Annotated in this window: 16 protein-coding genes and 1 pseudogene; 2 read left to right on the top strand and 15 right to left on the bottom strand. The window is 59.8% G+C overall.

All coding sequences use genetic code 11. The features are described 5' to 3' along the window. Positions 1–2 precede the first annotated feature (2 nt). The gene (gene deoD, locus V6N02_RS20830; protein ID WP_371229131.1) at positions 3–707 is read left to right on the top strand and encodes a purine-nucleoside phosphorylase; all 705 of its coding nucleotides are present in this window, start codon (positions 3–5) and stop codon (positions 705–707) included. 48 nt (positions 708–755) lie between these two features. Here the strand turns inward: deoD and V6N02_RS20825 are convergent, their stop codons facing one another. The 3 genes and pseudogenes from V6N02_RS20825 to creD all read right to left on the bottom strand — a co-directional run. Then, the gene (locus V6N02_RS20825) at positions 756–1,598 is read right to left on the bottom strand and encodes an urea carboxylase-associated family protein (RefSeq protein ID WP_371229129.1); all 843 of its coding nucleotides are present in this window, start codon (positions 1,596–1,598) and stop codon (positions 756–758) included. Between the two features lie 9 nt (positions 1,599–1,607). Next, the gene (locus tag V6N02_RS20820; protein ID WP_371229299.1) at positions 1,608–1,814 is read right to left on the bottom strand and encodes a hypothetical protein; all 207 of its coding nucleotides are present in this window, start codon (positions 1,812–1,814) and stop codon (positions 1,608–1,610) included. 209 nt (positions 1,815–2,023) lie between these two features. After that, positions 2,024–3,253, bottom strand: a pseudogene (creD, locus tag V6N02_RS20815) (cell envelope integrity protein CreD); the annotation flags it as partial. 225 nt (positions 3,254–3,478) lie between these two features. Here creD and V6N02_RS20810 point away from each other — a divergent pair. Continuing rightward, entirely contained in the window at positions 3,479–3,871 is a 393-nt protein-coding gene (locus V6N02_RS20810) for a hypothetical protein (protein WP_371229127.1), read from the top strand. A 21-nt stretch (positions 3,872–3,892) separates the two neighbouring features. Here V6N02_RS20810 and V6N02_RS20805 read toward each other — a convergent pair whose 3' ends face one another. The 12 genes from V6N02_RS20805 to V6N02_RS20750 all read right to left on the bottom strand — a co-directional run bounded on the left by V6N02_RS20805 (position 3,893) and on the right by V6N02_RS20750 (position 11,695). Further along, on the bottom strand, positions 3,893–4,048 hold the full coding sequence (locus V6N02_RS20805; RefSeq protein WP_371229126.1) for a hypothetical protein: 156 nt from the start codon (positions 4,046–4,048) through the stop codon (positions 3,893–3,895). A 109-nt stretch (positions 4,049–4,157) separates the two neighbouring features. Continuing rightward, on the bottom strand, positions 4,158–4,901 hold the full coding sequence (locus V6N02_RS20800) for a hypothetical protein (RefSeq protein ID WP_371229123.1): 744 nt from the start codon (positions 4,899–4,901) through the stop codon (positions 4,158–4,160). A 20-nt stretch (positions 4,902–4,921) separates the two neighbouring features. After that, positions 4,922–5,701: a succinate dehydrogenase iron-sulfur subunit gene (locus V6N02_RS20795; RefSeq protein ID WP_371229121.1), complete on the bottom strand. Its 780-nt coding sequence runs from the start codon at positions 5,699–5,701 to the stop codon at positions 4,922–4,924. 138 nt (positions 5,702–5,839) lie between these two features. Next, positions 5,840–6,730 (bottom strand): hypothetical protein, encoded by an 891-nt coding sequence (locus tag V6N02_RS20790; protein ID WP_371229119.1) that lies wholly within the window; start codon positions 6,728–6,730, stop codon positions 5,840–5,842. Positions 6,731–6,808: 78 nt separating this feature from the next. Next, the gene (locus V6N02_RS20785; protein ID WP_371229117.1) at positions 6,809–7,138 is read right to left on the bottom strand and encodes a succinate dehydrogenase; all 330 of its coding nucleotides are present in this window, start codon (positions 7,136–7,138) and stop codon (positions 6,809–6,811) included. Continuing rightward, positions 7,138–7,509, bottom strand: a complete 372-nt coding sequence (locus V6N02_RS20780) for a hypothetical protein (protein ID WP_371229114.1) — start codon at positions 7,507–7,509, stop codon at positions 7,138–7,140. The genes V6N02_RS20785 and V6N02_RS20780 overlap by 1 nt, the downstream gene beginning before the upstream one ends. Next, positions 7,506–9,311: a succinate dehydrogenase flavoprotein subunit gene (gene sdhA, locus V6N02_RS20775; RefSeq protein ID WP_371229111.1), complete on the bottom strand. Its 1,806-nt coding sequence runs from the start codon at positions 9,309–9,311 to the stop codon at positions 7,506–7,508. The genes V6N02_RS20780 and sdhA overlap by 4 nt, the downstream gene beginning before the upstream one ends. A gap of 20 nt (positions 9,312–9,331) precedes the next feature. Further along, positions 9,332–9,703, bottom strand: a complete 372-nt coding sequence (sdhD, locus tag V6N02_RS20770; RefSeq protein ID WP_371229108.1) for a succinate dehydrogenase, hydrophobic membrane anchor protein — start codon at positions 9,701–9,703, stop codon at positions 9,332–9,334. Positions 9,704–9,715: 12 nt separating this feature from the next. Then, complete coding sequence (gene sdhC, locus V6N02_RS20765) at positions 9,716–10,099, bottom strand: succinate dehydrogenase, cytochrome b556 subunit (protein ID WP_371229105.1); 384 nt, start codon at positions 10,097–10,099, stop codon at positions 9,716–9,718. A 184-nt stretch (positions 10,100–10,283) separates the two neighbouring features. Then, complete coding sequence (locus V6N02_RS20760; RefSeq protein ID WP_371229291.1) at positions 10,284–10,451, bottom strand: DUF4344 domain-containing metallopeptidase; 168 nt, start codon at positions 10,449–10,451, stop codon at positions 10,284–10,286. A gap of 96 nt (positions 10,452–10,547) precedes the next feature. Further along, positions 10,548–10,988, bottom strand: coding sequence for a DUF4344 domain-containing metallopeptidase (locus V6N02_RS20755; protein WP_371229102.1), 441 nt, complete (start codon positions 10,986–10,988; stop codon positions 10,548–10,550). A gap of 14 nt (positions 10,989–11,002) precedes the next feature. After that, positions 11,003–11,695 carry a DUF1194 domain-containing protein gene (locus V6N02_RS20750; protein WP_371229099.1) on the bottom strand — a complete coding sequence of 231 codons (693 nt, stop codon included), beginning with the start codon at positions 11,693–11,695 and terminating at the stop codon, positions 11,003–11,005. Positions 11,696–12,056: the final 361 nt, after the last annotated feature.

The following is a 12,056-nucleotide window of genomic DNA, read 5'->3' as shown; positions in this document are numbered from 1 at the left end:
GCATGACCATCCATATCGGGACCGAACCGGGGGCGATTGCCGAGACCGTGCTGATGCCGGGCGATCCGTTGCGCGCCAAATGGGCGGCAGCGACCTTTCTGAGTGATGTTGAGCAGGTGAACACCGTGCGCGGCATGAATGGCTATACCGGCCTGTGGAAAGGCAATCGCGTCAGCATTCAGGGCAGCGGAATGGGGATGCCCAGCCTGTCGATCTACGCCAACGAACTGATCCGCGATTACGGTGCCAAGACCCTTATTCGCATCGGGTCCTGTGGCGCCATGCAGGCGCATGTACACCTGCGCGATCTGGTGCTGGCGACGACGGCCTCCAGCGTCTCGACGCCATCATCGACGATACTGCGCGAGGTGAATTTCGCACCCTGTGCGGATTGGACCCTGCTGCACAAGGCGGTGCATGCCGCAGAAGCACGGGAGGCGTCATTCCATGTCGGCGGCATCTATTCCTCGGACACATTCTATGACGAACGCCCCGACCTGAACGAGCAAATGACCCGCCACGGCATTCTGGCAGTCGAAATGGAGGCAGCCGAGCTTTACACCGTGGCCGCCCGCCATGGCGCGCGGGCGCTGGCCGTGCTGACCGTGTCAGACCATTTGCAAACGGGTGAGGCGCTGCCCAGTTCTGATCGCGAACGCAGCTTTGCTGAGATGGTCGAAATCGCGCTGACCGCGGCGCTTGAGTAAGAGTTTTATGCCTCCGGCGGGGATATTTATGGCCAGAAGAAGCTGGGGTTAGCGCCCATGCGACCGGTCGTACCCGTTGACTGGCGGGCTGGCCCAGCTTTCCAGCGTGCCGTCTTGCGGGGCAAACACTTCGATCAGCAACGGATGGCAGGCGGCGGTATCGCTGGAATGCTCGGATGAGCAATCGCCCCCCGGACAGGCCGAAAGCGCGCCCAGCAGGTCGATCTCGGCGAAGAATTCAAGGTAGTCGCCGGGGCGCACAGGGCTGGCCTTCATGAAATACTGACCGGTGTCGCGGGTGAAGCCGGTACACATGAAGACGTTCAGGACGTCATGCACAAGCGGTTCGGCCTCGGACAGGGACAGGCCCGTTTCATCAGCCAGTGCGCGGATCAGGTTGGAATGGCAGCAGTGGTGGTACAGCGACCCGGCCAGCAGTTTGCCGGTATAGGGGTCACAGCGCGTGCCGATCACGTCATGGACCGATCCGCCATAGGCATCCATCCCGTACCAGCCCAGCGTATCCTCGGTAATGGTGGCCATGGGGCGCAAAGTGGGAAAGGACGACCACATCCGCTCGCCCGTGGTCAAATGGGTGCCGTGCAGCGCGCGGGATTTGCCGGAATAGAAACGCTCGGACAGATCATCGGCATTCCACAGGTTCAGATCGCCCACTTGCGGACCCTCAATACTGGTGATGCGAAAGAACTGCCCGGCCTTGGCGCGGAAACAGGCGGCCTCGCGCGGCTTGACGCGGACCTCGGCGACTTTCTCGGCGCCCGCACGTGCCGAAGCGTAGAGTGCCATGTCAGGCACTGGCAGCGTCTCATTGGGGTAGCAGATCACTGGCTTGATATCGCGGCGGGCCTGGGCATCTTTGGGGGCGGTCATGGGCTGTCCTTAGTCGCGTGGATTGACCTTGCAGACCAAAGGCGCTTTGCCGGTCGTGGTCAAGACCCGCGCACCACAGGCGGCGCATTTGTACAATGTCTTTCCGTCTTCGTCCTTTGGCCCGACTTTGCGCCAACGGCAACTGCGCATGTCACTGCGCGCAAACAAGACGATCAGAACAAACGCGACGAGAAGGGCGAGGATCACAAATATCATGGCTGCACCTTAACAGGGTCCCGCCCAAGGGTGAACTCGGGCGGGGCCAGTCTTTAGCTCTGTTCAGGGGCTTCCGGGGGCGCAGGCACCGGGGCAGGATCTTTGCGCCAGAACCAACCGCGCTTGGGGCCACTGGCGCGCGGTTCGCCGTACCAGTTCTCATTCCGCGTGGCGAACATCGTGCCGGCAATTGCCGCGAAGGTCAGCACCGAACCGGCCAGCAGGGCATAATCGGCACTGCGCAGGATCAGGTAAAGCACGCCGTAAAGCACCGATAAAAGCAACCCCAGAACCAAGGCCCGTTTGCCCAGTTGCAGGGCCATGGCGCCAAAGGCGGTGATCAGCGCAACGGTGGCTGCGGCGGACACAAGGTAAGCCGTGGCAAATCCAACCTGCTCGGCCAGCGCCAGCATCAGCAGGAAAAAGGTGGATTGGGCGAGCCCCACAAGGATGTACTGCACCGGGTGCGTGGGGCGTTTTGCCTGTCCTTCGATCAGGAAGATGGTCAGGAAAGTCAGCCCAATGAACAGGATGCCGTAGCGCGCCGCGCGATAGGACTTCTGATAAAAATCATTGGGTTGATAGAGGTTAACCCCAAAACTGGTGGAATGACGTGCGGCATAATCCTGATCCTCGCGTGCAATCTGCGGCAGGGGCCGGGCCAGATGCGGGATCGTCCAGAGCGCGGTAAACCCGGCTTCTGTGATCTCGTGACTATCCGGCAGGAAAGCTCCGCGAAAGCTGGGATCGGGCCAGTCGCTGGTCAAGGTCACCTCGCTGTCCCGACCCACCGGTGCAATCGACAGGGCTTCGGCCCCATTGAACTCCAATGTCAGGTTGTAAATCCCATGCTGTCGGGGGTCGCCCAGGGGCGCAAGAATACCGCCGATCCGGTTATCCTGAAGGGCCTGCGGTTCCATCTGAAACTGCGTATCTCCGGCCTGCAACTTCGCCGCCCCGCGCAAGGCTCGGTTGGACGAGACACTGACGCGCAGTTCCGCTTCGTCCCAAATCAACACCTCGTCATTGATCAGCGCCTTGGCTGCCTGATCGGTTGGAAAGTCAAATGTAAGCGCGGCCGAAGCGGTGTAAACGGGAACGGTGAATATCCCACGAGCGCGTTCTTCAGTGACGGTGTCGATAGCGGCTGTGAACTGGTCCGGGTAAAGGAAGACCGGCGCGCGGTTCAGCGTCCTTTGCACATCGACATAGCGAAACACCGGCTTGTCATCGCCGTCCAGCCGCTGAATGCCTGTTTCCGGGTCCAGCACCTCGCGGCGTTCGCGCACCATGACGGTTTCCTGCACGGGGATCACCATCACCGGGCCGCTGATCGATTGCTGGCCACCCCATTCCTGCCCGACCGAACTGCGTGTCGAGCGGTTGTAATCGGCGCGCGCATCAATGATGTCGCCGACAAATAACACGGGGATAAACATCAACAGGATCAACAGACCCACCATCAAAAATCGTAAACCAAGGGATTTCAGCATTTCACATGTCCTCATTCTTTGCTGCGATGAGCGGAGGATGCCCGCGCCTCGTGCATATCCCATGGGGGTGGTTGCGCAGTTTTCGTGCAGATGGATTGGCGGTCGGAGCGGCTCTTGAGTGTTGTCCGCGCGAGGTGCAAGATGATCGGGATTTGAAAGGAGTTAACCCCCATGCGCATCTTGTTCGCCTGTCTTTGCGGTGTTGCTGTGCTGGCTGTGCTGGTCCTCAGCGGGCTGTTGGCGGCAGTTGAGCTGACCCATCCGTTCTGGCAGACGCGGGCCTCCCTGACCGGTGGCGTAGTGGGAGTGATGCTGGGTGGGGGATTGCTGTGGATCACCGGCAGCAAGCCCGCATTGGCGCGCACCATGGCGTGGTCCATGGGTATATCGCTTGGGATCGTGTTGTTCATCACCTGGCGCGCGGCGCAGACATTCATCACGTCAGCCGATTTTGAGGCTGCCGCCGGAGAGCTTTGGTTCCTGGGGTATCACCTTGTCGCTGCGACGCTGGTTGCATTGGTCGCGTTGATCGTGGCGCAAAGGATGCCCGCGCCCGAGGACTAGGCGCGGGTGGTCTGATGCTGTTCAGGCGTCGTAATAGGCATACATCTGTTCCAGCGCGCTCAACTCGGGGCTGGGCTTGCGCGGAAAGTTTGCTGGCTCGGGGCTGTAATAGGCATCCACCCAATCAGGGGTCTTCGGGGCCTCGACTGGGACGGGTTTGAGGGCGGCTTGTGCCATTGGGCTGCTCCTTTATAGAATGGCTTGATGGGAATGTAGGCATCTTGGGTGCCCGTTTACACAGCCGTTCCTGCCATCCCGCCATGCAATCGGTGCAACTGTCGCTGCGTCAGCTTGGGCCTTGATACCCCAGTGTTTTTTCCTGCGCTCTGTCCAGCTTGGACCAGACAAAGTCGCGATCCTTTGGTTTAAGCGGATCATAATGCGCGGCTTCAAACTTGCCTTCCGTGAAACGACCGCGGCGGTCTGTTACCGGGTGAAATTGATTCCGGCGCTCCACGCCATAGTGCTGTGCAACATGGGTCACAAAACCCTCGGGTGCGGCAGTGATGTCTTCGTGGCGCAGTATTAGGCAATGGGCGAACCGGGCCCTGAGGGAAAGGAACCCGGTGGTCTTGGCATTGCGCAGCGCAAGGATGTTTTCAAACCGCTCGCCGGTCAGCGGGTGACGGTCCCAATGCAACTCGGCCAGGGCGCGGGGGTCGGCCTTGTTGACGCCGAAATTCGTCTCATCCACGCGGGTTTGCCACTCGGTGCGGATGAACTCTGCGAAGGGCAGATCTTTCAAGTCAGGTCCGGCGTGCCAGGGACGGGCATGCATCGAGCGCAGCCAAGTTTCCGGATGTCGAAACAGACAGATCGCCAGCGTCGTGTCAGGCGCGGCCAGCATCTGGGGAAAGCCGTGTTTCCAGCCATAGCGAAACCCGAACTTGCCGATCCGGTCCCCAGGGCTGTTCTCAAAGGCCGGAATGTTCTGTTGCAACAGGGCATGGGCCAGATTGGTCCCGGAATTGCGTTCGCCAAACACGGCGATTTCGGTCGGGCGCATCTGGCCCGACTGCATGTGGATCACGGGAAAGGACGCGGCCAAATTCAGACCGTGCGCTCGACCATCATCTTCTTGATTTCTGCAATCGCCTTAGCCGGGTTCAACCCCTTGGGGCAGGTTTTGGCGCAGTTCATGATCGTGTGGCAGCGATACAGCTTGAACGGATCGTTCAGATCGTCCAGACGCTCGCCCGTCGCTTCATCGCGGCTGTCAATGATCCAGCGATAGGCGTGCAGCAATGCGGCGGGCCCAAGATAGCGATCACCATTCCACCAATAACTGGGACAGGCGGTCGAGCAACTGGCACACATCACGCATTCATAAAGCCCATCCAGCTTCTCGCGATCCTCAATGCTTTGCTTCCACTCTTTCGCGGGGCGGTTTGTCTTGGTTTCCAGCCACGGCATGATGCTGGCATGTTGGGCGTAGAAATGCGTCAGGTCCGGGATCAGGTCCTTGACCACGGGCATGTGAGGCAGGGGATAGATTTTCACATCTCCCTTGATTTCATCCATGCCATAGATGCAGGCCAGCGTGTTGATCCCGTCGATATTCATCGCACAGGACCCGCAGATACCTTCCCGGCAGGAGCGGCGGAAAGTCAGGGTGGGATCGATCTCGGTCTTGATCTTGATCAGGGCGTCCAGAACCATCGGTCCGCAGGTGTCCATATCAACAAAGTAGGTGTCGATGGACGGGTTCTGGCCGTCCTCCTCGTTCCACCGATAAATCTGGAACTTGCGGATATCGGTCGCGCCTTCTGGCTTGGGCCAGGTTTTGCCGGTCGTCATCTTGGAGTTTTTCGGCAGAGCGAATTCAACCATGGATCTGTCTCCTTGCTACGCGGGGTGCCATCCGGCACCGGGCGGTTCTCCGCATGTGGCGGTCTATCTTAACCGATCCTGGCAGGTCGGCAATGTGGTTCGGCGCGGGGCTGGCGCCACTCGTGTTGAATGCAGGGGTCATTGAAACAACTCCTGCTCAAGGGGCACCCGTGCCGCTATCTTTGCCAGCACGGACGCGTCTTTGGGAAACAGCTGTGTCAGGACGGCCATCAAATCCGTATCGCGCGCGGCCATGGCCAGGATGAGTTGATATCTTGGGTCATGTGCCATTTGCTGCCAACGTTGACCGGTCGCCAATTCGTCGGCGTTCGCAATGTCTTTCTGAAAGGAAGAACCGCCGCCATAGGGTTGGATTTCTCCTAGCGAGTTGTCTCGCATAGGTAGTCCCAACCTAGCCAGGGTACTGGCGCGATAGGACGGGTCCTTACGCCAGTCGTCATAGCAAACCGGCACGGTGCCCGACGTCTCGGCGCTGGCGACCCGTTTCAGCAGGCGGGTGTAGGTCTCGCATGTGCGCAATAGAATGGCAGCGCGCCCAACCTCGGTATAGTCTTCATTGACTGACAGTTTTTTGAACAGTGACGCCGCCCAGTTGAGGAAGCTGCGGTAGATCAGCACGTCTGCGTCCAGCAGCGTTTCGTCAAACGGGCCTGAGATCGGATTCTTCACACTGCACTCAACCGGCGCGCTGTCCTCGTAGGACATCAGCAGCATGGCACCGTCGCCGACATCGGCGCAAAACCCGGCGAGATTCGCTTGTGCCTTTTTGCGGGACAGGCGGACGGCATCTATTTCAACGCTTTTGAAGGTCTGGAACGGGTCTGCGCCGGGTTTGCAATGGTTCATGAACACCGAGCGCCCGTTTGGCGCATTGCATTGCAGCCAGTTGATGATGGCATGATTGCCAGAACGGCGCATCCCAAAGACCCGCAAGGTTTTCCCGGGCACAAAGCCCAGCTTGCCCCACGCCTCATGCGTCTCGGGCGCTTTCTCCTGCAGTGCCGTCATCGCCATGCGCCCCCGGCGCACCGGTCTGTCTGGCGCAGGTGCGATTTCACCACGCAAACGCCACGGATATCCGAGAGTTTATGCGCGGAGGACTGCATCAAGGGTCAGGCTGTTTTCTAGCATGCATTGAACGGCTTCGGGGCGCTGAGCAATCTCGACCACCTGCTGAACCGTATCGTTTGTGACACCGGTGACCGAGGCCCCGGCGATTGTCAGGATTTCATTGGCCGAGGCCGCGTCGATGATGCAATCCGTGACCGGCGCGGCGTTCACGCCGGGGAATTTGTTTTCGACAACACCGTTCACCACGGTTTTGGCGCGCTCGCGGGCCAGAGTGTCGGCGGCATCATTGGCCGCGTCACAACCGGCCAGGGCCACAAGCGCAGGTATCAGTATCCAGCCACGCATCATCGCCTTCCGATGCAATAGATGTTGCCCGCCATGAGCGTCGCGGTCGCGTTGCGGCACCCGACGCCGGTAACCGTGCCGGGCGATCCGGCTGCGGCTTTGGTCAGTGCGGCGGACCCGTACTGAATCTGCAACTTGTCCTGCAGACAGTCATTCACATCATTTGCACCGCGCGCGGTACCGGTCTCGATGGCCTGGATCTCGATCAGGTTTTCAACCTGGAGCCATTCATAGCGGCCCGGCGCGCGCGTTTCCTTCACGCATTCGAAGACCATGGTATCGGTTATGAAAATCGGTGCAGATTGTGCCGAGGCTTGCGTGGTGAAGGCTCCAAACACCAACACTGCGAGAATATGTTCAGGTCTGATCAAAATGTCCTCTCTTTCGGTGCGATTTTCTTGAGGCTGATACCGCCTTCTTTCTCGGTGGTCAGCGGGGCTTCGACAATCGGGCGATAGGTGAGGTCCACCTTAGTGCCCTCAATGCGCGAGATCGTGTGCACGCGCCAGTTTTCATCATCCCGTTTGCTGAAATCCTCATGCGCATGGGCGCCGCGGCTTTCATGGCGCGCCTCGGCCCCGGCAATCGTGGCCAGGGCGTTGGGCATCAGGTTGGTCAGTTCCAGCGTTTCCATCAGATCCGAGTTCCACACAAGTGTGCGATCGGTGACTTTGATATCGCCTAGCTTGGCAGCGATGGCTTCCATCTTGGTGACACCTTCGGCCAGGGTTTTCGAGGTCCGGAAGACAGCGGCATCCTCTTGCATGGTGCGCTGCATCTCCAGACGCAGCTCGGCGGTGGGGGTGCCCCCATCCGCATGACGCAGCCCGTCGAAACGCTCAAACGCCTTGTTGACCTGCGCGGCGTTGGTGTCTGCCACCGGCGCCTTGCGATCCACCACGGTGCCCGCGCGAATAGCAGCGGCACGTCCAAAGACCACAAGGTCGATCAGCGAGTTTGATCCCAGACGGTTCGCGCCATGCACCGAGGCACAGCCCGCTTCGCCCACGGCCATCAGGCCGGGCACGACCGCGTTGGGGTCTTTTTTAGTGGGGTTCAGAACCTCGCCCCAGTAATTCGTCGGGATACCGCCCATGTTGTAATGCACTGTCGGCAGAACCGGGATTGGTTCCTTGGTCACGTCCACACCGGCAAAGATGCGTGCGCTTTCCGAAATGCCGGGCAGGCGCAGATGCAGCGCCTCGGGTGGCAGGTGCGACAGGTTCAGGTGGATGTGATCGCCATTCGCGCCCACACCGCGCCCTTCGCGGATTTCCATGGTCATCGAGCGGCTGACATAATCGCGCGGGGCCAGGTCCTTGTAGTTGGGCGCATAGCGCTCCATGAACCGCTCGCCCTCGGAATTGGTCAGGTATCCACCTTCGCCCCGCGCCCCTTCGGTGATCAGACAGCCCGAGCCATAGATGCCGGTGGGGTGGAACTGCACAAATTCCATGTCCTGCAGCGGCAGGCCCGCGCGGGCCACCATGCCGCCACCGTCACCGGTGCAGGTATGGGCAGAGGTTGCCGAGAAATACGCGCGTCCATAACCACCTGTGGCCAGAACGATCATCTTGGCGTTGAACACATGCATGGTGCCGTCATCCAGCTTCCAGCAGATCACGCCGGTACAAATGCCGTCATCGCTCATGATCAGGTCGATGGCGAAATACTCGATATAGAACTCGGCGTTGTTTTTCAGGCTTTGGCCATAGAGCGTGTGCAGGATCGCGTGGCCGGTCCGGTCGGCGGCGGCACAGGTGCGCTGCACGGCGGGGCCTTCGCCGAATTCGGTCGTGTGCCCACCAAAGGGGCGTTGATAGATCTTGCCCTCTTCGGTGCGCGAAAACGGCACGCCGTAATGCTCCAGCTCGTAAACCGCCTTGGGGGCTTCCCGCGCGAGGTATTCCATCGCGTCCGTGTCCCCCAGCCAGTCCGAGCCTTTGACCGTGTCGTACATATGCCACTGCCAGCTGTCCGGGCCCATATTGCCTAAGGACGCGGCGATGCCGCCCTGTGCAGCAACCGTGTGCGAGCGGGTCGGAAAGACCTTGGAAATGCAGGCGGTGCGCAGCCCTTGTTCGGCCATGCCAAGCGTGGCGCGCAGGCCCGCGCCCCCGGCACCGACGACCACGACGTCATATTCATGCGTCTCGTATTCGTAAGCAGCCATTCTTTATGTACTCCGGTCTTTCAAAGGGCGATCTTGGCGATGGCGAAAAGCCCCGTCGCCATGGCGCCATAACTGATGATGGTCACGGCCACGGTGGCAATGATTTCGAGGTCGCCATGCACGTAATCTTCCAGCATCACCCGCGCGCCATCGCAGAAATGCTTGAAGCCGACGATCATGGTGAGCGCAGCAACAATCGCAGGGAAGGGGCGCGCGAAATAGGCAACCACCTCGTCATGCGGTGCGCCCAGCATGGGGCCAAAGGTGAAGATGAACAGGGGGATCAGAATAAAGAGCCCGGCGCTGGTCAGGCGCACGGCCCAGAAATGTTTGACGCCATCTTTGGAAGACCCAAGGCCAGCGGCGCGTTTGCGGTCGGTGATGTAACGCATGTCTTTGCTTCCTCAGATGATGATGACGGTCAGGATGGTCAGGATCAGCGATCCGCCGATCACCGCCCAGCCCAGTTTTTCGGCGCTGTCGATGTCAATCATCCAGACACTGTCCCAGATCATGTGACGCCATCCAGCCAGCGAATGATACCAGAGCGCCCAGAGCGAGCCGAGCATGATCAGATCGCCAATAAAGCTGGTGATGATCCCATCCACGACAGCGAAATACTCGGGGCCACTGGCCGCAGCCAGAAACCACCACACCATCAGGAGCGCGCCCAACAGCAGCGCGTTGCCAGTGATGCGTGTCAGGATCGAGGTGATCGAGGTCAGTTGCGGGCGGTAAATCTGTAGATGTGGTGACAGTGGGCGATTGCCCCGGTTCACGTCAGCCATAGTCGGTCCCTTCCGTATGCAGGCCCGGATCGCTGACGACCCTTCTAGAGCAGACCTGTTTTCTTTATTTTAACGCGACTGTTCCTGTTGCCCAGCCCTAAATACCAGTCTGGACAGGCAAATTGTCGCAAAAAACTGCTTTGTGATCACGAAAAAAATGGCGTGATCACAAATTTCACGCGACTCATGCGCCAACCAATTCAGTCAGGAAAGTCACATATTCACTGCAAACCGTGATCGAGGCATCTGACGGATCGTACCAGGCGTTGGCTTCCCCACATTGCTCAATACGAATCTCGAGTGCGGCGGGCAGGGCGAAATCATTGTTTAGGGCCGCCACCTCGTCGCTCAGAACTGCATAGGCAAGGTCGGCCTCGGGCGAGGTATCAACCTGGATTATCCGGGTCGCGCCAGGCGCATCCGCTGCCAGCTCATCCAGAATCGGCCCCTAACTGTCATGGGCCAACTCAAATTCCTCTTCGCAGCTCTCCGCGCGGTCTTCGGGCAGACCCATGTCCTGGGCAATATCCTCGCGCTCATCCGGGTTGGCACCGTAAAACAGGCAAACCGTTGTGTAATACCGCTGCAGGTCGGGCCCATGTACATCCCAGAAGGCGGGCGCGTCGTCCTCGGCGCTTTCATAGAACCCGAAGGCTGTGTCGATCGCGATGGAAACGGCAAGCTCTTCTTCAAAGAATGCATCAATCATAAGTACCGAAAGCACATCCGCGGCATCTTCTTCCTGACCCAGTACCGGCAGGCCCATCTGATCAATCAAGACATGGCCCAGCTCGTGATACAGCGTGGCGATCAGGTTTGAAGCCACGAAAGCCTCGACAGCGTCATCCTGTGCCAGCGCGGCACCGGGCATAAGAGCCAGCAAGGCCATGAAAACTGTCTTTTTCAATCGGCGAACCTCACATGAGTCACATCATCAGAGTGGGCATCCGAGACCTGCTTGGCAACCTCGCGCTGCAATTTGCGGCGCATCCTGTCCGGGTAATCGGCATAGCTGTTGGCGGTGATCACGAACGCGCCCGGTCCGGTGATCACGTTTTCCCAGTAATAGCCGGTCATGTCCGGCTCGGCGCCTTCAATAACCAACGCGTTGACGGTGATTTCGTCGCTCAGCAACCGACCATGTACGGCCCGGGGATGTATGCCTTCATTTGACGACCCATCCCCCGAGATATCGATGATCCGTCTTTTGCACCCCGGGACGGCGGCGAACTGATCATGGGCAAAGACAAGCGCCTCGCCAATCGCGGTTGAGTAATTGCGCCACCTTCGCGGGGCGGTTTCGACTGCGGCGGCGAACTTCTCCAACGCGTCAAAGCTGGTGATCTGCGCCCAAGGCACGGCAATGCTTTGGCGCGATGTGCCGGTCCAGTGCACCACAGTCAAAGCGGCCTCTCCGGCAACCAATGCCTCGGACACTGCTCCGTCACGCAGCCCGTCGGCGAGACCCTGCATCTGGATACGGTATTCCCCGCGATCCACCGAGCCGGAGACATCCACTGCCAGAACCAGCGCGACTTCGCAGGCACGGGCGGGCAGGGCGGCCAGTCCAAGGCCGGACAGAAGAAAGCGAAGCATCATTTGCGCATAGCATGCGTCGGATGTCGGGCGGCATCAACTTTCCGTTGTCCTCGCGCTGCTTTGGGTGGCCGGATTGCTTTCATAGTCATGTCGAATACTGGATGCGAGTAGGCCCAGATCGGTAAGATGGCTATCCGTGGGGATCGTTGTGAAGGGCTGTTTTGAGCCCTTTGCGGCCATTCCACTACCCCAGCCCGGTTAACAGGCCGCAGGCCCCGGGCCAGCGCCGGACCGCCCCGTCGGGCTGGCGCTTTGGTGAGGCTGGGCGTGTCTTGGATGGGGAGTATGGGCTTGGCTTGGATAAAGCACACCACATGACCGTTTGAGCGCCATCCCACGGTCCGGCGCTGGCCCGGGT

Origin of the sequence: Roseovarius conchicola, assembly GCF_041403425.1 — a bacterium.
Lineage (GTDB): Bacteria > Pseudomonadota > Alphaproteobacteria > Rhodobacterales > Rhodobacteraceae > Roseovarius > Roseovarius conchicola.
Note: the sequence above shows the minus strand (reverse complement) of the source record. Positions and strands in the feature narration are given on the sequence as shown.